The organism is Priestia sp. JNUCC 25 (assembly GCF_053667915.1).
On the sequence record NZ_CM132211.1, the window covers coordinates 286067 to 306726 of the forward strand.

Here is a 20660-nt window from a genome sequence, read left to right on the forward strand (position 1 = left end):
GCAGAAAACAGATGTTTTCTGCTTTTTTCTTTTGGAATGAAAGTGTTAAAAAAGGTAAGATATGAAAGAAATGTCGAAAAAAGTTGGAATTTCGTTAAAGATGTAGTCTTTTTAGATGCTTTTTTTATATAATGAAAGTATGCTAAACAAAAAGGAGAAGATCTATGCAACGATCAAGACAGTTAAGGCTGATTTTATTGCTTGCCCTGATTGTTGTCGCTTCGTTTTTAATTATTATTATTTCGAAAACACAAGGGATTATAAGTCAGCAAACGACAAAAAAAGTAGAAAACACAAGCGTTGCAATTCTCACCTCTGATGTACTGACAGATCAAAGCTGGGGCAGTCTAGCTTATAAAGGAAAAATCAACATCGAGCAGCAGTATCCTGTTTCGGCTCAAGTTATTAGCGAAGTAAATACGAACCAAAAAATGAAGGAAGCTGCTGAAAAAGTTATTCAAAATGGAACAAAAGTCGTAATTGGACATGGAAGAGAATTTTCTACCGTTTTTACAGAACTAGCTCCTAAGTATCCTCATGTTCATTTCGTCACCATTCACGGTACTTCAATGTATAAAAACCAAACTGTATATACATTTGATCAAACAAAAATAGAGCACCTGGCAGGCACGGCAGCTGCCATGAAGACAAAAACGAAAAAAATTGGATTACTTGATACATTTGCAAAAGAAAAAAATCCAGGATTCGAACAAGGAATCAAAGCGTATGATTCATCGATTGCTTTTTATTATCGAGTAGTAAACAGCCGAGACGATGGAGCAAAAGCAGTAAAGCTGCTCCGCGAGTTAAAAGCTCAAGGTGTCGATATCGTCTATGCTAAAGGAAATTCGTATAATCAAGAAGTTATTCAAGAAGCGAAAACACAAGGAATGTACGTAATAGGATATTTAGATGATCAGGCGTACATGGGTAGGTCTGTTATTTTAACAAGTGTGATAAATGATGTTCCTCAAGCTTACAACGTGATTATGAAAGACTATTTTAGTAAAAAAGGTCTTCCATCTGGAGAAGTCAAACTTGACGCCAGGGACGGTGTTTATAAACTAGCGCCTTTTGGACCGATGTACAGTAAGCGGGAAAAACAAATTTTATATTCGAAAGTTAGAATGTCTACACAGCCGAAGTAACTATGAAAAAGAAAGAGATGATTATGAATCAATTATTTCGCAACATGTCATTCCGTAGCCAAATATTAACGATTCTTCTTTTGATTACATTCATGTTAAGCGGGTTCTCTTTAGTTTTAGTGCATGCCATTGATAAAATGAATCATGTAAGCAACGAAATTAAAGATGAAGATGTTCCTCAAATGGTGTGGCTTTCTTATTGGGAAGAGCAGCTGAACATAAAAGAATACATTGTGAAAAATAATCTAAAGAACCCCACTGTCTCTTTGATAGAAGAATATCAATCATATGATACACGAGTTATCGAAAATAATGAAAGATATAAGCAGCCTGTGCCAAAATCGTTGATTCCACTAAAGGAAAAAATTGAGCTGCTGGATTTTAAGATTTCTAATAACGTGCAGGGACTGCTGAAGTACGGAGATATAGAGGGAGCAAAAGAGTATCTTAAGAGAAATTATTTGCCGGATCTGCATCAGATAAAAAAAGATATTAATAGTTCAAAAGAAGAGACGGTTGATTCACTTGATACACTATCAGATACACTGTCTGTCATTATTAAAGATTCATTAATTTTACTATTGATTTTAACAGTAAGTGCTATTGTGGCTTCTCTTTATGTTTCTTATCGTATGAGTGCGAGCCTTACGAAACCAATTGAACAAATGATTGAAAAAGTGAATGACATTGCAGACGGAGAATACGGTCTTGTTCTTCAAGACACAAAGCAAATCGAGCTGAAGCAGCTTTCGGCTTCTATCAATCAAATGTCGGTTAGTTTAGAAGATTCATTTTGGAAAATCATTAAAGATAAAGCATATCGCCAGCAGATCTTAAATTCACTGCCTGTTGGAATTATCACAATAGAAGATGAGACAAATAGTATATTTGCCAATACCTCAGCAAAGCAGTTTTTAGATCTCGACGAAAAGGATATTTGCGGGTATATGGAGGAATGTCCTGAATATAATACTGAATTTTGGAGCATGGTGAATTCGGGAGAAATTCACGAAAATAAAAAAGTATTATTTGGAACGAAAGAGACGTGCTATTGCTTTTTAGCCTCTCAAACGCAGCTGTTTAATGAGAAGAACGAGAGCATCGGAAGAATTTTTTATTTCATTGATATATCGGATACCGAAGAATTAGAAAAGCGAATGCATCAGTCTGAGAAACTTGCTCTAGTTGGAGAAGTGGCAGCCGGAGCTGCTCATGAGATTCGTAATCCTCTTGCCGTGATTCATGGATTTATATCTCTTATGAATCAGTCTCTCTCTGATGAGGAGAAAAAGCGTTTTTACCTGCCTCTGCTTATGAAAGAGTTAGAGAGGATTAATTACATCATTGAAGAAATGCTGCTGTTATCAAAACCAGGAGCTCCGGTAATGAAAAAAGTCAGTATGCAGGATATTATTAATGAGCTATTGCCTTTGATTACTCACTCAAGCAAATTTACAGAAAAAGATAAGCTTATCTTTGATGTGAAACTGCAGCCGCATATACTAAAGGTAGATGAAAAACAAATCAAACAAGTTCTTCATAATTTAATTCGAAACAGTATGGAAGCCATGGATGGAGAAGGAGTCATTACAATCTATTCACAGGTTCATGATGATAATTATTGTCTGTATATTGAAGATAATGGAAAAGGGATTCCTTTGCATATGCAGCAGTCGCTGTACCAGCCGTTTTCCACTTCAAAAGATAGTGGAACAGGTCTCGGTCTGCCAATTGCTCAGCGTATTCTAGAAAGCCACGGAGGACAGATTAAATTATTATCTACTTCTTCCCGCGGCACAGTTTTTGTTATTAAATTTCCTCTACATTAAGAAAACAGCCTCAAAAGGGCTGTTTTTTTAATGTGCTGTTAAAATAAGAGGACCGTTTTTCGTAATCGCAAGTGTATGTTCAAATTGAGCGGATAATTTACCGTCTGTTGTACGAGCCGTCCAGCCGTTTTTATCCATTTTAGAATGCCATGTACCAGCATTCACCATTGGCTCAATTGTAATAACCATACCTTCTTTTAAACGTGTACCTTTGCCAGCTTTTCCGTAGTGAAGAATTGTAGGCGCTTCGTGCATGGTATTTCCAATTCCGTGTCCTGTGAAGTCGCGTACGACAGAGAATTTTTCGCCTTCTACATAGCTTTGAATAGCGTGGCCAATGTCACCTGTGCGATTTCCTGGCTGTGCTTGCTCGATTCCTTTTAAAAGCGCTTCGTATGTAACATCTACTAGACGCTGTGCTTCGTCTGAAATGTCTCCAACGGTGTGAGTCCATGCGGAATCTGCTAAGCCTCCGTTTAAATTTACAACCATATCGATGGTTACGATATCGCCGTCTTTTAACGGTTTATTTGTTGGGAAGCCGTGGCAAATTTCATCATTTAAAGAAGCGCACGTTGCATATTGATATCCTTTGTATCCTTTTTGTTCCGGCGTTGCTCCGTGCTTTGCTAAGTACTCTTCAACAAATTTATCAATTTGCATTGTTGTTATGCCTGGTTTGATCATTTTAGCGATTTCTTTATGACAAGAAGCTAATAATTTACCTGCTTCGTGCATTAAGTTAATTTCGCGTTCACTTTTTAATGTGATCATTGTTGTTCACTCCTTTTTTGATGTAACTTTACGAAAAAAGTTGAGCAGCGGTTATAGCGATGAAAGTCGACTATTCATCAGTTCATTCTTCTTTATTTGAAAATCCAGGAAATACAGAAGCCGTCTGCTATGGGGCGATATAAAATCATCCTTAATCATAACGCCCCATGGTAGGAAAATGCAAGATGCAGGCTTAAAAAGGAAGGGTTTGACGATAGGCATGTAGGGAAAACTGATAAATGAACGTTGAATTGGAGCATTCTCTATAACAAATACGGTATGATATAGTAAAATAAATGAAACAAAACAATTCTTTAGGAGGGGTATAGGAAAATGAGTGAACATGGAAAATTTATTGGATTTGCAGGTACATATACAAAAGCAGGCAGTGAAGGTGTCTATACATTTACGTTAGATACGAAGGCTAAAAAGATTGTAGAAGTAAAAGCCGTGGCTAAAATTGAAAATCCTACATACTTAAATGCAAGCAAAGACAACGAACATCTTTATACAGTTATTAAAGAAGGAGAAAAAGGCGGAGTAGCTGCTTTTAAGGTTGATCCAAACACGGGGCAACTAAAGTTTGTAAACAAACAGCTGCTAGACGGCGCGCCTCCTTGCTATGTTTCAGTGAATGAAGATAATACGCTTGTTTTATCTGCTAACTTTCATAAAGGGAGCGTTGAGACGTATTCTGTTAATGAAGAAACAGGGGAAATTGAATATGTAGCATCCGTAGTGGAACATCCTCATTCAGATCTCAAAAAAGGACAACAAGGAAAACCGCACGTACACTATGCCGATTTTACTCCTGGAGAAAAGCACGTGGCCGTTGTGGACTTAGGTATTGATAAAATCGTGACATATGAAGTGGAAGAGAATAAATTGAAGGAAGTCAACAGTCTTTCTACATCTGTTGGTTCAGGGCCTAGACATTTAACGTTCCATCCAAATGGACGCTATGCGTATGCAATGACAGAATTCAGCTCTGAAGTTTTATTTTTAACTTATGACGAAAGCAAAGGAAGCTTCACTCAACAACAAGCTGTTTCAACAATTCCAGCTGATTTTACAGAAAATAATCAAGGGAGTGCTATCCACATTTCTTCAGATGGCCGCTTTGTTTATGCAGGAAACCGCGGACATAACTCAATTGCAACATTCAAAGTAGATCAGGATTCTGGACAGTTAACATTCATAGAATGGACAGGCACTGAAGGCGACTGGCCGCGCGATTTTGTTTTAGATCCAACAGAACAATTCATTGTAGCATCTAATCAAGAAACAGGAAACTTGGTACTGTTTGAAAGAGACCAAGAAAGTGGAAAGCTAACGCTTCTTCAATCTAACGTTACGGTTCCAGAAGCTGTATGCGTAAAGTTCCTCCATTATAAGTAATCGATGTAGAAAGCCAGACCTGATCAAAGAACAATCAGGTCTGGCTTTCTAAACCTAAGCGGCTGTCACTCCCCTTACGGAGTTAGTGTCATCCACATAGGTGAACCTTTGAGGGAATAATCAGGTAGTGCGCATTCCTTAGCATCATTTATGATCTCAATTTTTGAAACGAGCATAATCTATATATGGAAAAAAAGCCCTTTTGGAGGGCTTTTTTTTCTGGGGTTATAGTAGAATGAAGAGAGAACGCATGAAAGGCTGAGGTGAGAAGCGTGGAAGATATATGTAAATATCCAATTGTACAAGCTCCCATGGCAGGAGGAGTTTCGACGCCTAAACTAGCTGCAGCAGTATCTAATAGCGGAGGACTAGGGTTTCTAGCTGCGGGATATAAAAGTGCGCGTGAATTGGAGCAGGAAATTATAGAGATGCACTCACTTACGAAAAAACCTTTTGGAGTGAATCTGTTTGTGCCGACAAATGAAAAAGTAGCAGTTGATGCACTTGATTGTTATCAAAAAGAACTGTTAAAAGCAGCTGAATATTTGGAGTGTCAAGTTGATATACCAAAGAATGATGATGATGAATGGAATGCCAAGCTCGACATCATTCAAAAACATCGAGTACCTGCTGTGAGCTTTACATTTGGGTGCCCGGATCGAGAGATTGTAGCAAGTTTAAAAGGAATTGGAAGCCGTGTTTTCGTTACGATTACAACACCTCAAGAAGCCGAAGTGGCTTTGAGAGCAGGAGCGGATGCGCTATGTTTGCAAGGCATTGAAGCCGGCGGCCATCGATCTACTTTTTTAGAGAGTTCGGTGGATTACCCGCTTATGAAATTGCTGAAAGAAGTTCGCTCAATCACTAAAAAGCCATTGATTGCTGCGGGAGGGTTGATGACGGGGTCTGACATAAAACGTGTGTTACAAGAAGGAGCTTCTGCTGCCCAGTTAGGTACGGCTTTTATTTGTTGTCCAGAAAGCGGAGCGAGTGCTCTTCATAAAGAAAGCATTCTTCATAAGCGTTTTAATGAAACAGGTGTCACACGAGCTTTTACAGGGAAACGTGCTAGAGGATTTGTGAATGCCTTTTTTATTTCCTATGATAAATCAGCACCATCCGCCTACCCTCATATTCATTACATGACAAAGCCTATTCGAGCAAAAGCTACACAAATGAATAATCCAGAGTACACTTCTTTGTGGGCAGGAACCGGATTTACGCTGGCAAAAAAACTGCCTGCACATCTTATTGTGGAAGAGCTTGTACAAGAACTAAATGAATGACGAGAATTACGGTGTTGCTTGCTTTAAGTGCAAGCAGCTTTACATAAAGAAGGTGAACTTATAGTGCAAAACAAATTTACGATTGGACAAATGGCCAGACTGCATGATATTCCGGTTAAAACACTTCGCTATTATGATGAAATTGGCCTGTTCGAGCCTTACGAAGTTGATCCACAAACCGGTTATCGATATTATACGTTAGAACAATTTAAGAAATTAGATATCATTGTCTATTTAAAGCTGATGGGAGTTCCTTTAAAAGAAATTAAAAGAAAGATGGAGCACAGCAGCTTGGATGAATTTATTGAAACTTTAGCGGAATATGAGAAGGTAACAAAAGAAAAAATTCGTCACCTTCAAAGAGTGAATGTGCAGTTAACAACTCGAATGAAGGAATTAGAACAGACGAGACATATTAACCAAATAGGAGCCCCGTTCATAAAACACCTTCCTTCTCGTGAAGTTGTGCAAGTAAAAGCAGAGGTAGGTACGTTAGACGGGACTGAAAGTGTTCTCCGTGATTTAAAAAAGAAAATTAGTCATATTACCCCGATTATGATTGGGAAAGTAGGGTTTATGCTATCGGTAGAAAACGCGAAAAAACAACAATTTACAGATTACGATGGCATTTTTTTATTGGTCGAAAGTGATGTTTCTTTTAAGCATGAACTCGTTACGTTAATACCTGAAGGAGATTACGCATCTATTTATATGAGAGAAAAGAGAGATACCACAGGAGTCTATTACGATGCATTACTGAACTTTATTAAAGCGGAAGGATACAAAGCAGAAGGTCCTTTCTTAATTCGGCGGATTGTAGATTCATTTATTTCACATCATGAAGAAGAGCGGCTGACGGAAATTAAAATTCGAATTACGTCTTGACTATCCAGTAGCTGGAGGGTTTAAGATGAGACTATTGTAAAACTGCTGAAGGGAGAGACAACAATAGATGAATCAGCAAAGTATTTCCCAAGGAATGTCTTTAAGCCGAGGAAATCGTATTTTATTTATTTTAATTTTGGGTTCACTGAGCGCATTTGGACCGTTATCAATCGATATGTATTTGCCAGCGCTGCCGACGCTTGCGAAAGAATTGCATACTTCAGCTTCTTTAGCGCAGGTCAGTCTGACAGCTTGCTTATTGGGCTTAGCATTTGGGCAAGTGGTCATGGGGCCATTCAGTGATATTCGCGGAAGGAAAAAGCCGCTTGTAGCAGCATTAATCACCTATGCATTTGCATCTGTTTTATGCGTGTTTGCACCGTCTATTTGGATTTTTATCGTTTTGCGATTTATTCAAGGTATGGCAGGAGCAGCAGGAATGGTTATTTCAAGAGCGAGCGTGCGAGACTTGTTTTCAGGTTCGGATTTAACAAAGTTTTTCTCCATGCTTATGCTTGTAAATGGCTTAGCTCCTATTTTAGCTCCGGTTGCTGGTGGACAGCTGCTGACGATTATGTCGTGGCGAGGAGTATTTGGTGTGTTAGCAGTGATTGGTGCACTAATGTTTTTTGCCGTTTTATTTGGTTTAAAAGAAACGCTTCCGCTCGAACGCCGTAAAGAAGGTGGATTAACAGAAGTACTGCGTACATTTGGCGTATTGCTAAAAGATGGTGTCTTCGTGGGATATGCGCTGGCGCAAGGTTTTATTATGAGTGCCATGTTTGCTTATATTTCAGGTTCTACATTTGTCCTTCAAGACATTTATGGACTATCTCCGCAGATGTTCAGCTTTGTTTTTGCTATTAACGGTTTTGGACTAATTATAGCTACTCAAGTGACAGGACGTTTAGCGGGTAAAATAAAAGAAGCAACTCTTCTTATGTATGGATTGCTTCAAGCAGCTGTTGGAAGCTTGCTTTTAGTGGCCGTGATTGTTACTCACATGTCCGTTATTTTGGTCTGCATCTTGCTTTTCTTTGTAGTATCGAGCGTAGGAATTGTGAACACAACCGTTTTTTCACTCGCTATGGAAAATCAAGCTTCTAACGCGGGAAGTGCTTCAGCGCTTCTAGGGTTGCTTCCGTTCTTGCTCGGAGCAGCCGTAGCTCCTCTTGTTGGTCTTGGAGGAGGGCAAAATGCTCTGCCGATGGGCATTGTGATTATGGTCTGCGATTTATTAGCATTAGGTGTGTACATGACGTTAGTGAGAAGGAAAACTGTATCATAAAAAAGCTACTTGGCTTTCAACAGCCAAGTAGCTTTTTTAGTTATTGAGCTTTGTGCTCGTGATTTTCAAACGGCATTGTAACGCCAAGCTTTTGTATTTCTTTTTTTGCATTTTCCAAAATGGTTTCAGCTTTCGCTTTTGTTTCAGCATCTACCCCGCTTAGAAAATCTTTCTTTTTAGCAGGAAAATTCACGCCAAGTTCTTTTAATTTGGCTTCCGCTTGTTCTTTAGTCAGCGTGCCGTCGCGAAACTGATCCATAATAGCTTTCGCTTTTTTCTTTGTAGCCGCATCTAAATTGTTAAAAGGACCGCCTCTATGTTCAGGAAAATTCACGCCAAGTTCTTTTAATTTGGCTTCCGCTTGTTCTTTAGTCAGCGTGCCGTCGCGAAACTGATCCATAATAGCTTTCGCTTTTTTCTTCGTAGCCGCATCTAGATTGCTGAAGGGGCCGTCTTTGTGCTGAGGCAAGTTTACGCCGAGTTTTTGTAATTTTTCCTGTGCTTTTTTCATAATATCATCAACTTTTTGTTGTGTTGCATCATCCGTATTTGTTGTACTGCCATTTGTTCGCTCTACAACTGTTGAAGAGCTTGTTTCATCTTTGCTGGCTGCAAATGCCGTGGAGTTTGCAGCGGCCATAACTCCTAGTGTTAAACCGCTTGCCATGATATAACCGAATAGTTTCTTTTTCATGCTGTTGTCACTCCTTAAAAGTTATAGGGGTGTGGTACAGAGCTGTCCACAATTGTTAATGTAACCACCAATAGTGAAAAAATGGTGAAAATAGATAAAAAACGAAAAAATATAGACGTTTGTTGAACACTACAGCTCTTTTATTGGATAACAAAATGAAATTCGATATGATTTTATCTAAACAACAGCAAAAAAGAATGGAGACTTTATATAGATGAACGTTCTTAAAAAATTGGGAATAGCTTTGATAGTTACGATAGCGGTAAGCCTGGTATTTTTGTTTCGCGATGAGTTAAAGCCAGGTCCAACGCTAGAAGATTTTTCAGGAGCAACTGATTTGCATCCTGTCGTAGAAGAAAAGAAAAATAAACTTGTTCAACAAGCAAGTGACCAAGGAATCTCGATTGTCATTACGGAAGGTTTCCGTTCAAAAGAAGAACAAGATAAGCTTTATGCAAAAGGCAGGACGGAAGAAGGCAATATTGTTACCTATTCAAAGGGCGGCCAGTCTTATCATAACTATGGACTAGCTATTGATTTTGCTATTCAGTTAAAAGACGGACGAGTTATTTGGGACATGGAATATGACGGTAATAATAACAATCAGTCTGATTGGATGGAGGTTGTAGATATCGCAAAAAATTTAGGATTCGAATGGGGAGGAGATTGGCAAGGGTTTAAAGACTATCCACATTTTCAGATGAGTCTGGAAAATATAAAAGACCACACACGCTAATAAAGCGTGTTTTTTTTAGAGGGATAATACAATTTCACTATATCTATGTCAGAACCTCTAACACGAATAGAAGCTTGTATTTTCTTTTTTTGTTAATTTACCGTTAAGAGAATTATATATATTAATATAATAAAGATATAGACGGATAATTAGAAAGAGGGGTGATTAGAGAGAACTGCCCCCTAAAAATGAAAGACAATTCGTATAAAGATATGCGTTAACTAATATAATCTATTGATTAAGCTTATACAAGTACCTTCAGCCTGGCGAACGTATGCTTACATATCGGCAAATGCCAACAAAGCCTTTTATTTTTCTAGCATATTTTATTTGAAGATAGTTCATTTTGATTACAAAAAAGAGATAATTTGTCAACTGTTGACTTTGCTTTAAGGGTAAGAATATAATTTTTAATATATTTTAAATATTTTAAAAATTTAAATATTTATTGTTGTTCGCAAATTAGGAGGGGGAAAATGATTGTTTTTGACGGAGTGAATAAATATTACGGTGATTTTCACGTATTAAAAGATATCAATTTAACAATTGAAAAAGGTGAAGTTGTCGTCGTAATTGGACCTTCGGGTTCAGGTAAAAGCACGATGCTGCGATGCATAAATTATTTAGAAACAATATCTAACGGACAGTTAACGGTAAATAATATATTGGTCGCGGATAAAAAAACAAATATTAATAAACTGCGCCGCAATATAGGTATGGTGTTTCAACATTTTTATTTATATCCGCATAAAACAGTTTTAGAAAATATCACTTTAGCACCTATGAAAGTATTGGGACAGTCGTCAGAAGAAGCTAAGAAGACAGCCCTATACTATTTAGATAAAGTCGGAATCGGTGAAAAAGCTAACGCCTACCCATCCCAGCTGTCAGGCGGCCAGCAGCAGCGTGTAGCTATTGCGAGGGGACTTGCGATGAAGCCAGAAATTATGCTTTTTGATGAGCCTACCTCTGCTCTTGATCCAGAAATGATTGGAGAAGTGCTGGATGTCATGAAAACATTGGCTAAAGAAGGAATGACCATGGTAGTTGTAACTCATGAAATGGGGTTTGCAAAAGAAGTAGCGGACCGCATTGTATTTATGGATCAAGGAAAAATCTTAGAAGAGGCAACTCCGGCTGAGTTTTACGAAAACCCGCAAGAAGAAAGGGCACGTTTATTTCTTAGCCGTATTTTAAATCATTAATTGTTTAATAGGGGGAGTAATATGAAGAAATCAAAAACGTTTTTAAAGGCAGCTGTGCTTTCATTAGCAGCGGCTATGATGTTAGCAGCTTGCGGAGGGAAAAGTGAAGAAACGAATGGATCATCAGCTAAAAAAGATGCGCTCACTGAAATCAAAGACCGAGGGAAAATCGTCATTGGAGTTAAAAATGATACGCGTTTGTTTGGCTTAAAGAATCCAAAGACGGGTGAAGTAGAAGGTTTTGATGTTGATATTTCTAAGCAGCTGGCTAAAGAGATTTTAGGCGATGAAAACAAGGTAGAATTTAAAGAAGTTACGTCCAAAACAAGGGTTCCTCTTCTTCAAAAAGGAGATATTGATGCTGTTGTTGCAACAATGACTATTACAGATGAACGTAAAAAAGAAGTAGACTTTACGGATGTATATTTCCAAGCTGGACAGTCTCTGCTTGTGAAAAAAGGCAGTAAAATTAAAAGCGTTGATGATTTGAAGAAAGGTACTAAAGTGTTGGCTGTTAAAGGATCAACTTCAGCTATTAATATTCGCGAAAAAGCACCAGAGACAACGGTATTAGAGTTTGAAAACTATGCAGAAGCATTTACAGCTTTAAAATCTAAGCAAGGAGATGCTTTAACAACTGATGATGCTATTCTTTATGGAATGGCTGATGAAGATCCTTCTTATGAATTGGTAGGAAAGCCGTTCACAGAAGAGCCTTATGGCATTGCTGTGAAAAAAGGAAACAAAGAGCTGGTAGATGCCTTAAACGATGCGCTTAAAAAGATAAAAGACTCTGGAAAATATGATGAAATTCACGACAAGTGGATCAAACAATAAGCGTACAGTTTTCTTTTCTCAGGATGAGCAGCATTATGCTCATCCTGCTTGTTTAGTTGAAAGGAGGAAGAAAATTGCTGGATTTTTCAATTCTGACGAACAATATGGATCTTTATTTAGAAGGTTTTAAGTACACCATTATCGCCAGTCTGATCGCTTTAGTGGCCAGCTTTGTACTTGGCACGATCATTGCGGTAATGCGAATAGCCCCTCTCAAAATAGTAAATGTAATTGGTACGGTCTATGTAGAGTTCATTCGAAATATTCCCCTTGTGGTTATCGTCTTTTTTATTTTTATTGTGGCGGGAATCAGCGGTACAGCTGCCGGAGTGCTGGGACTAACTATCTATACGGCAGCTTTTATAGCCGAAGCCATACGAGCGGGAATTATGGCTGTTCCAAAAGGACAGCTTGAAGCGGCACGTTCATCCGGCCTTACGTACGGTCAGGCGATGCGGTTCATTATATTGCCTCAAGCCATTAAAATCGTCATTCCTCCTCTTGGAAATCAATTCATTAATTTAGTCAAAAACTCATCCGTGTTAGGGATTGTTGCTGGTTTTGATTTAATGTATCAGGCAGATCTTGTTTCCTCTCAAACTTACGTAGTGTTTGATGTGTATATTTTTGTGGCTCTGTTCTATTTAGTTCTAACCATTCCGTTAAGCTTAGGAGTTGGTTATCTTGAGAAACGTCTTGGTAAAACAAGCTGAAAGGAGTGAAAGTGATGGATTTTATGGGTGCTTATTCTCCTGATCACCTTTCCTTCTTAATGGAAGGATTTTGGGTCACTTTAAAAGTGGCATTCATTTCGATTGTGTTAAGTTTTCTTATTGGAAGTATAGTAGGTATTTTAAGGTATGCCCGCATTCCAGTTCTGTCTCATGTACTCGCTTTTGTCGTAGAAATTATCCGGAATTTGCCGCTGCTTTTAATTATCTTTTTTACATACTTTGCTTTACCTGAAATCGGAATTGATATGGAAATTACGTCAGCAGCGATTGTGGCCCTCACTGTATTTGAATCTGCTATGATTTCAGAAATTATCCGAAGCGGATTGAAATCAATTGAAAAAGGACAGATCGAAGCGGCGCGTTCATCAGGTTTAAACTATTATCAAACGCTTCGTTTCGTTGTGCTGCCTCAAGCTTTGCGGAGAATGGTACCTCCTTTAGTTAGTCAATTTATTTCCTTATTAAAAGATACGTCGCTTGCAGTAGTGATCGCACTTCCTGATTTGCTGCATAACGCTCAAATCATTTACGGACAGAAACAAAGTTACGTAGTCCCAATGTTTTTGATCATCGCGATGATGTATTTTATTGTAAACTATGCTTTATCCATCATTGCAAGAAGACTAGAAGTCAAAAGGGTGTAGATACTCTTTTGACTTTATTTTTGGAAAATAAATAACATTGACAATGTATTAATTCAACGCATAAAATGACTAAAGTAACAGTGGTAAAATCAGATCATTTTCATTCAACATAGAGAAGAAAAACAGTGTTGGTTCACCCCCTACTGAATATCCGGTAGGGGTTTTTGCGCAAGAAGTGATTTGGTTAAACTAACACGTAAAATGAACAGAAGGGACGGGCATCATGGAAAAACAAGATCAAAATTTAAAAAAAGGTCTGTTGCCTCGTCATGTGCAGCTCATTGCGCTTGCCGGTATGATTGGAACAGGTATTTTTAAAGGTAGTGCTGATACGCTAGGTATTGCAGGACCAAGTGTTGTACTGGCGTATTTATTTGGCGGTCTTATCTTATTTATTGTAATGACAGCATTGGCGGAGATGGCAATTGTCTATCCGAATATGAACGTACAAAATTTAGTGCATAAGGCATTCGGTACGCAAACCTCTTTTATTGTAGGGTGGCTGTACTGGGTGAACTGGATTGTCGTGACAGTTGTTGAACTGCTTGCGGGAGGAAGCTTTTTGAAGTTTTGGTTCCCTTCTGTACCTCTTTGGCTCTTAAGCTTTCTCTGTGCAGTGCTGATTGTAGGGATGAATTTATTTCAAGTTAAGTATTACGGAGAAATTGAGTTTTGGTTTGCCGGTATTAAAGTAATTGCTCTTACCGCTTTTATCATTTTGGGAGCTTTCATTTTATTCGGTGTGATTCCAAGTGATGTGCAAAACCCCTGGGCAAATTATACGGCTCATGGAGGCTTTTTCCCTCACGGCATGAGCGGTGTGCTGAGTGCCTTTTTAATTGTGATGTTCTCTTACGGCGGAGCTGAATTAATTGGTGTGGCCGTAACGGAAACAAAAGATGTGAAAAACGTGTTACCGAAAGTGATCAAAGGCACAGTATGGCGGGTGATTGGCTTTTATATTTTGCCTATTTTAATTATTTGCGGCCTTATGCCCTGGAATTCTGTATCAGGACAAGACAGTCCATTTGTGCAAGTGTTTAGTATCACCGGACTGCCGGGTGCGGCTCATATTATGAACTTCGTTTTATTAACGGCTGTTTTATCAGCAGCGAATTCAGGGATGTATGCAACTTCGCGTACGCTCTATGCTATGGCTCAAAGCGGAGAAGCATCAAAGCGCTTCTTGAAAGTTTCGAAAAACGGTATTCCGATTAATGGTTTGATGATTACGGCTGTTTGTATTTTAATGGGTGTGTTTTTAGCTTATAAAACACCGGATAATGTAATTAGTTATTTAATGACCATTCCCGGCTTCACGATTATTCTTATTTGGGTAAGTATTTGTTTAGCTCAATTAAAGCTGCGTAAAGGGTATAAAGAAAAGCCGTTTTTCGCATTAAAGTGGTTTCCTTATACAACGCTCTTTGCAACAGCAGCACTGCTTGTTATTTTTGTATCATTTATGTTTAACAAAAACAATGTGATTGGATCCAGTGTATGTGCGGTTATCTTGGTCGTACTCCTCATTTTTTCATTTATTAATAAAAGTCGAAAAGAAAAAAAGTTTGAAGTATAGCAAAAAGGCAATATACTAGAAAGACGAGGGTAAAAGCTTGTCTTTCTTTTTTTTGCGGAAATTTCTGTATCACGTTACATATTTCTAGATGAAATGTTTAGTTAAATAAATAAAGGATGAGGACTACAATGGAATCAAATAATGTATTTACAACAAATCCAAAGAAGAAATCAAAGCACTTAGCCGTGATTTCTTTGGCGATTATGGGAGTGGGCTTCGTTGCCACAATGCCTTTTGGTGATTCAATTTGGGGTCGGTTGCTTCAAGGTGGGTTCGAAGCTGGATTAGTCGGCGGATTAGCGGATTGGTTTGCCGTTACGGCTCTTTTTCGTCACCCTTTAGGCATTCCTATTCCACACACTGCGCTGCTTCCTAAAAACAGACAGCGTATTACAAGAGGGCTAGTCTCAACCCTTGAAAACGACTGGCTGTCAAAAGAAAGTATTCAAGAAAAAGTAAAAAGAATTGCGTTTACACAGCGTTTGCTTCCGATTGTTCGAAAAGGTGTTCATTCGGAAACGATTCAACAAAAAGGAACCGCACTGCTTGTTGATGCGATTAATCGTGTGGATACAGAGAAAGTCGTTCCTATTATTGAAAAAGAGCTCAAATCATCGCTTTCAGCAATAGAGTTAAAGCCTATTGTGCATTCGATTGTTGGAGAAGTGGTGAAAAATCAGTATGATGAAAAAGCGCTTGATGTTCTTTTAAATAAAGGGGAGAGCTGGATTAAAAAAGAAGAAACGCAGTATCAGCTCGGAAGTATTGCTAAAAATGCGCTTGATAATATTGAGCTTGATGGTATTTTACAATTTGCTCTCAAATCATTTCAAAGCATGATTAATGAAGAGAAGCTAGGGTCTATTTTGCAAAATTTATTGCTTTCTATTACAGGGCGTCTTCGTAACGAAGAGGATGAATACCGCCTTGCTTTGGTAAACGGAATTAGAAAAGAGCTGCAAGGCTTGGAGCAGAATGAAGAACTTCTTGAAAAATTAGAAGCATGGAAACAAAAAACGATTAATGAATTAAACGTAACGAATAAATTAACAGAAATCGTCGATAAAATGAAAGCGAAAGTGATAGCATTCATTGAAAGCCCTGAATTTATGAAAAGCTACGCCGTTCCTTACGTAGAGAGCTGGCTGAATGCTCTTGAAGAGGATGTACAGCGTCAAGAAGCAATTGATACGGCTATTCAAAAGCAAATCATGAGCTTTGTAGACGAGAATCATTCGAAAATTGGACAGCTTGTTCAAGAAAACTTAGATAAATTAGATGATGAAACACTTGTGGATATGATGGAAAACAATGTCGGAAAAGATTTGCAGTGGATTCGAGTGAACGGAGCTCTATGTGGATTCTTGATTGGTATTGTATTAACGGTTATTAAATTAGCGGTATAAAAAAAGAAGCACGCTCCTTTTGGAGTGTGCTTTTTCTATTAATCATCTATTTCTACACTGATCACGCCGCCGTTTTTGGCATCTACTGAAACAGTTGCTTCACGTTTATCGGCTGTGTCAATTTCAATTTCATATACTAAACGGTTGTTTTCTTGGTCTAGATCCGTTTCATTGACGGTTCCTTTAGCGCTCTTTAAAGCTGTTTTTATCGCTTGATCTAATGAAATAGCAGGGGAAACGTTTTGAAGTTCCTCTTCTTTCTCATCTTCACCGTCTTTTTGCTCTTCATCAAATTCAATGATTTTACCGCTGCTGCTGTCAATGTCTACATCGTATTCTTTATTACCTTTTGTGATGTCTACTTCATATTGTTTAACGCCGTCATCTACGGCTAATTGGATATTTGTAATGTCGCCGCCGTCTGTTTTTTGAAGGGCAATGTCTTTTGCCTTTGCTTCTTCAATCGTTGTGGTTTGCTTCTTATCATTGCTTTTGGACTGGTCTGTCATTGCATATGCGCTTGCACCTAATCCACCGACTAGTACTGCACTGGCTAAAACGGTTGTAATAACTTTCATATGTTATGGCCTCCTCGATTTGTTGTTAAGACTATCTTAGCTAATGAACTTTAAAGGAAAAGAAGAAGAAGTTTAAAATTTTCTTAGAAATAAATAAAAATGGATAAAAAAAGCACAGCTTTCCGCTGTACTTTTAATCATCGTCATTTTCATAGGTGATGGAATCTACATGTCCGGAGTAAGCATTTATCATCACTTTAGCTTCTCTTGTTTTAGACTGATCAATTTCGACTTCGTAAAAGGTTTGGCCTTCTTCCTCTTCTATTTCAACTGAAGAAAACGTTCCTTTTACTTTTTGTAAAGCAATGTCTCTTGCTTGTTCCATTGAAATGAGAGGCTCGTCGGATGTAGGAGAAACTAGTGGTTGCTCGCTCTTTTTTTGCTCTTCTTCTGTATTATTTTTAGTTTGAGTAGACGTTTGTTTCTCTACTTTTTGTTTGATTAATGACTGGACTTCTCCATTTTCTCCATTTACTGTGATGTGGTATGGAATATCATCTTTAAGCAAAGTGATTCGATAAATCGGTTCATCATCTTTTTGAGAAAAGCTTGTATTTTCAATAGTGCCGCCATATTTTTGCTGAATCATACTGCTGACGTCAGATTCGGATAAAAGTGTATCAGGACGATTCACTGCTTTTGCTATTCCGTAAAAGCAAGCTGAACCAACAGCAAGAAAAATAAGTATAAAAAGCACCGTTTTCTTCATACATTCACCTCCAGTATCTTAAAAAGTAGTATAGCAGGCAATTCTTAAAAATCTCTAAGAAAAGGCGAGAAATCAAAGAGGAAAGGAAACCGTTACTGATGTCCCTTTTCCTTCTTGGCTGTTAATCTCAATACGCCCGCTATGAGCTTCTACAATCTTTCGAGCAATGGATAATCCAAGTCCAGAACCACCGGTTTCTCGATTTCTTGCTTTATCTACGCGAAAAAAGCGTTCATACACGTTTGATAAGTCTTCTTTTGGAATACCAATTCCTTGATCTGTGACCGTAATCATAAAGCTTTTGCTTCTTGTTATGGTTACCTCTACCGCTTTTTCACTATATTTAATGGCATTATCTAAGAGGATGTACAGCAGCTGCTTTAAGCGTTTTTCATCCGCTGTTACGACGGGATGATCCGTTTTTATATTTAAATAAATGGTTCGTTCAAAGGCTTGTTCTAGATGCTTGATTGTTTGGTTACAGACCGCCGCCGCATCTACGTGTTCCAGGTGAAGCTCCCACTGCGACTCATCTTTCGCAAGCACCAGCATTTGAGACGTAAGCTGTTTCATGCGTAAAGACTCAGAGTGAATAGCTTCGATGGCTTCTTCTAAAATATCCGGCCGCTTCATTCCCCAGCGTTTTAGCATATTGGCATAGCTTTCTACAACGGTCAGGGGTGTTTTTAATTCATGAGAAGCATCGGATACGAACTGCTCTTGCTTTTTATAGTTTTCCTCTAATAAATCCATCATATTATTGAAGGTGTTGGCCATTTGATCTAACTCATCTTTAGAAGGAGAAGAGAGGTCAATTTTTTTGAATGTGCGAGACACTTGAATTTCTTCCATAGTATGAATAAGAGATTTGATAGGCCGCAAAATAATTTTACTTAAAAGCCGTCCAGCAAATATAGTTGGAATTAATATAACAAGAGAGGCAATGAGCAAGATAAATTTTAATGTCTGCAGAGATTGTTCCACATCTGCCAGTTGTTCCGTGACTTCCAAAGAAACAACTTCACCGTTCGTCCAAATGACAGGGGTGTGTGAAATCGCGTATAGATGACCATCATCTTCTTTGATGCTTGTTTGTTCATTTGAATAATAGGAATAAGGTAAGTCCTGAAGCTCTTTCGTTTGATCCGTAACGGATACAACTAAAGGACTGCCGGATTTAGGTAAAATACGAATCATCCCGTTAGGAGGCAAATAGGCACGAAGCAAATTGGCTTGTTTAACCGTCGCACTCGTTTGCTTTAGCCCATTTGTTACATTGCTTGTTTCTGCTTGCAAACGTTCAATTGCGTTGTCTTCCATGGTCTTCTTGAAAATGAAGTAAATCGAACTGTTTGCAATTACTAGTAAAATAAAAAGCAGTGCAGTTGATGTAAGAATAATCTTTGTTTGTAGTTTCATAAGCTACTCCTTCAGCATGTAGCCAACGCCGCGCACTGTTTGAATGTAAGGAGTTGAAAATGGTGCATCAATCTTTTTGCGCAGATAACGAATGTATACGTATACAATATTGGTGTCTCCGTAGTAATCGAATCCCCACACGTTTGTAAGAAGCTGTTCAAAGCTCAGCACTTGATTGTTGTTTTGAAGCATATAGACAAGCAAATCATATTCTTTAGGAGTCAGCTCAATAGCTTCATTTTCACGCGTGACTTCTCGCGTTTTTTCGTTAACGACTAAATTGCCTAGTTGAAGAGTGGCCGTTTCTTGTTCAGCAGGCGATGTTGATGCAGGATGGCGAAGCCATACGCGAATGCGTGCAAAAAGCTCTTCAATTTGAAAAGGCTTTGTAATGTAGTCGTTCGCTCCTAAATCTAGTCCGCTTACCTTATCAGGAAGGGCGTCTCGAGCTGTTAATAAGATAACGGGCGTTTGATCATCATTTGCTCGAATGCGACGAAGTACTTCGAGTCCGCTCAGTTCAGGAAGCATCACATCTAAAAGCAGCAAATCCCAATCGTGTTCTTGAAACTCTGCCAATCCTTCTGTTCCAGTGTAAGCCATGCCCGTTTCGTACCCTTCATGTTCAAGCTCGAGCTGAATTAAACGAGCAATTTTGCGCTCATCTTCTACAATTAAAATTCTGCCTTTACTCAACAAAAATTCCCCCTTGTGTCTATGTATAGTTGCGTACATTATAGCACGGAGAGATTCGGGTTGTATAAATGGTAAGGAAATCAATAGTTATTTACTAAATATATCATCAATAGCCCGAGAAATAATGTTCATTTTCTCAAGAAACTGATAAGATAGCTAATGACATTTAAAAATAAGAAAGGATTTCGATTATGTTATCAGCTATCAATTCAGTAGATTATACCATTTTCCACGCGGTGAATCAGTATGCCTCACACGTAAAGCCTCTAGATTCGCTGATGGTATTCTTTGCAGATTATGCCCAGTATGTACTTATCGTTTTACTCGGCTTGTTTTTACTTATTAATAAAAACGGCAGCCGTGTTGTAGCATTTCAAGCTTTATGTGCTTGTGCCACAGGAGTCATTATCAATAAAGTGATTAGTTTATTTGCTTATCGAGATCGTCCGTTTATCTCTCACCACGTGAATCAGCTTATTGATCACGCCGCAAATTCTTCATTTCCAAGCGATCATGCTACATCTGCATTAGTTATCACTTTTACCATTTGGCTGCATTTCAAACGTTCAGGGCGCATGTGGGTTGTCATGGGCGTACTCATTGCCTTTTCACGCGTATGGGTTGGCGTTCATTATCCATTCGATGTGTTAACAGGAGCCGTTTTAGGCTGCGTGCTGGCGCTGTTTATTCATTATGTTATTTTTAATACGAAACTGATGAGGGCTATTACCAACTTGTCTATTTTTCGAAAATCAGCTTATGACGAACAGTCTCAATATTATTAAGAAAAAGTCGCAAATAAGCGGCTTTTTTTA

20 protein-coding genes are annotated in these 20660 nt (G+C 38.4%); 14 read left to right on the forward strand and 6 right to left on the reverse strand.

The window, feature by feature from the left end; translation table 11 throughout:
• The first annotated feature begins 164 nt into the window (after positions 1-164).
• Both JNUCC25_RS01565 and JNUCC25_RS01570 read left to right on the forward strand, forming a co-directional pair.
• Entirely contained in the window at positions 165-1148 is a 984-nt protein-coding gene (locus JNUCC25_RS01565; RefSeq protein ID WP_025601306.1) for a BMP family ABC transporter substrate-binding protein, read from the forward strand.
• A gap of 23 nt (positions 1149-1171) precedes the next feature.
• Complete coding sequence (locus JNUCC25_RS01570; RefSeq protein ID WP_025601308.1) at positions 1172-2977, forward strand: ATP-binding protein; 1806 nt, start codon at positions 1172-1174, stop codon at positions 2975-2977.
• 27 nt (positions 2978-3004) lie between these two features.
• Here JNUCC25_RS01570 and map read toward each other — a convergent pair whose 3' ends face one another.
• Positions 3005-3751, reverse strand: coding sequence for a type I methionyl aminopeptidase (map, locus tag JNUCC25_RS01575; RefSeq protein WP_013055065.1), 747 nt, complete (start codon positions 3749-3751; stop codon positions 3005-3007).
• 333 nt (positions 3752-4084) lie between these two features.
• Here map and JNUCC25_RS01580 point away from each other — a divergent pair, with 333 nt between their 5' ends.
• The 4 genes from JNUCC25_RS01580 to JNUCC25_RS01595 all read left to right on the forward strand — a co-directional run bounded on the left by JNUCC25_RS01580 (position 4085) and on the right by JNUCC25_RS01595 (position 8608).
• Positions 4085-5149 carry a lactonase family protein gene (locus JNUCC25_RS01580; RefSeq protein ID WP_029324648.1) on the forward strand — a complete coding sequence of 355 codons (1065 nt, stop codon included), beginning with the start codon at positions 4085-4087 and terminating at the stop codon, positions 5147-5149.
• A 272-nt stretch (positions 5150-5421) separates the two neighbouring features.
• Positions 5422-6435 carry an NAD(P)H-dependent flavin oxidoreductase gene (locus JNUCC25_RS01585; protein WP_029324646.1) on the forward strand — a complete coding sequence of 338 codons (1014 nt, stop codon included), beginning with the start codon at positions 5422-5424 and terminating at the stop codon, positions 6433-6435.
• A 63-nt stretch (positions 6436-6498) separates the two neighbouring features.
• Positions 6499-7320, forward strand: coding sequence for a MerR family transcriptional regulator (locus tag JNUCC25_RS01590; protein WP_029324644.1), 822 nt, complete (start codon positions 6499-6501; stop codon positions 7318-7320).
• Between the two features lie 67 nt (positions 7321-7387).
• Positions 7388-8608: a multidrug effflux MFS transporter gene (locus JNUCC25_RS01595; protein WP_454222687.1), complete on the forward strand. Its 1221-nt coding sequence runs from the start codon at positions 7388-7390 to the stop codon at positions 8606-8608.
• A gap of 40 nt (positions 8609-8648) precedes the next feature.
• Here JNUCC25_RS01595 and JNUCC25_RS01600 read toward each other — a convergent pair whose 3' ends face one another.
• Positions 8649-9302 (reverse strand): hypothetical protein, encoded by a 654-nt coding sequence (locus JNUCC25_RS01600; RefSeq protein WP_064471265.1) that lies wholly within the window; start codon positions 9300-9302, stop codon positions 8649-8651.
• 214 nt (positions 9303-9516) lie between these two features.
• Here JNUCC25_RS01600 and JNUCC25_RS01605 point away from each other — a divergent pair, with 214 nt between their 5' ends.
• From JNUCC25_RS01605 to JNUCC25_RS01635, 7 genes are all read left to right on the forward strand, one after another.
• Positions 9517-10038, forward strand: coding sequence for a M15 family metallopeptidase (locus tag JNUCC25_RS01605; protein WP_013055071.1), 522 nt, complete (start codon positions 9517-9519; stop codon positions 10036-10038).
• 476 nt (positions 10039-10514) lie between these two features.
• Positions 10515-11243 (forward strand): amino acid ABC transporter ATP-binding protein, encoded by a 729-nt coding sequence (locus tag JNUCC25_RS01610; RefSeq protein ID WP_013055072.1) that lies wholly within the window; start codon positions 10515-10517, stop codon positions 11241-11243.
• A gap of 21 nt (positions 11244-11264) precedes the next feature.
• Positions 11265-12080: a transporter substrate-binding domain-containing protein gene (locus JNUCC25_RS01615; protein WP_029324636.1), complete on the forward strand. Its 816-nt coding sequence runs from the start codon at positions 11265-11267 to the stop codon at positions 12078-12080.
• Positions 12081-12154: 74 nt separating this feature from the next.
• Positions 12155-12793 carry an amino acid ABC transporter permease gene (locus tag JNUCC25_RS01620; RefSeq protein WP_013055074.1) on the forward strand — a complete coding sequence of 213 codons (639 nt, stop codon included), beginning with the start codon at positions 12155-12157 and terminating at the stop codon, positions 12791-12793.
• Between the two features lie 14 nt (positions 12794-12807).
• A complete protein-coding gene (locus JNUCC25_RS01625) occupies positions 12808-13458 on the forward strand; it encodes an amino acid ABC transporter permease (protein WP_013055075.1) in 651 nt (216 codons plus the stop codon).
• A 223-nt stretch (positions 13459-13681) separates the two neighbouring features.
• Complete coding sequence (locus JNUCC25_RS01630; protein ID WP_013055076.1) at positions 13682-15037, forward strand: amino acid permease; 1356 nt, start codon at positions 13682-13684, stop codon at positions 15035-15037.
• Between the two features lie 128 nt (positions 15038-15165).
• Complete coding sequence (locus JNUCC25_RS01635) at positions 15166-16443, forward strand: DUF445 domain-containing protein (RefSeq protein ID WP_013055077.1); 1278 nt, start codon at positions 15166-15168, stop codon at positions 16441-16443.
• A 38-nt stretch (positions 16444-16481) separates the two neighbouring features.
• Here JNUCC25_RS01635 and JNUCC25_RS01640 read toward each other — a convergent pair whose 3' ends face one another.
• From JNUCC25_RS01640 to JNUCC25_RS01655, 4 genes are all read right to left on the reverse strand, one after another.
• Positions 16482-17021, reverse strand: coding sequence for a PepSY domain-containing protein (locus tag JNUCC25_RS01640; protein ID WP_013055078.1), 540 nt, complete (start codon positions 17019-17021; stop codon positions 16482-16484).
• A 133-nt stretch (positions 17022-17154) separates the two neighbouring features.
• Positions 17155-17730 carry a PepSY domain-containing protein gene (locus JNUCC25_RS01645; protein WP_029324633.1) on the reverse strand — a complete coding sequence of 192 codons (576 nt, stop codon included), beginning with the start codon at positions 17728-17730 and terminating at the stop codon, positions 17155-17157.
• Positions 17731-17802: 72 nt separating this feature from the next.
• Positions 17803-19149, reverse strand: a complete 1347-nt coding sequence (locus JNUCC25_RS01650) for a HAMP domain-containing sensor histidine kinase (protein WP_029324631.1) — start codon at positions 19147-19149, stop codon at positions 17803-17805.
• 3 nt (positions 19150-19152) lie between these two features.
• Entirely contained in the window at positions 19153-19884 is a 732-nt protein-coding gene (locus JNUCC25_RS01655; protein ID WP_269150811.1) for a response regulator transcription factor, read from the reverse strand.
• Positions 19885-20036: 152 nt separating this feature from the next.
• On the opposite strand from JNUCC25_RS01655, the gene JNUCC25_RS01660 reads away from it, so the two are divergent.
• Positions 20037-20630, forward strand: coding sequence for an undecaprenyl-diphosphatase (locus JNUCC25_RS01660; RefSeq protein WP_013055082.1), 594 nt, complete (start codon positions 20037-20039; stop codon positions 20628-20630).
• Positions 20631-20660 lie beyond the last annotated feature (30 nt).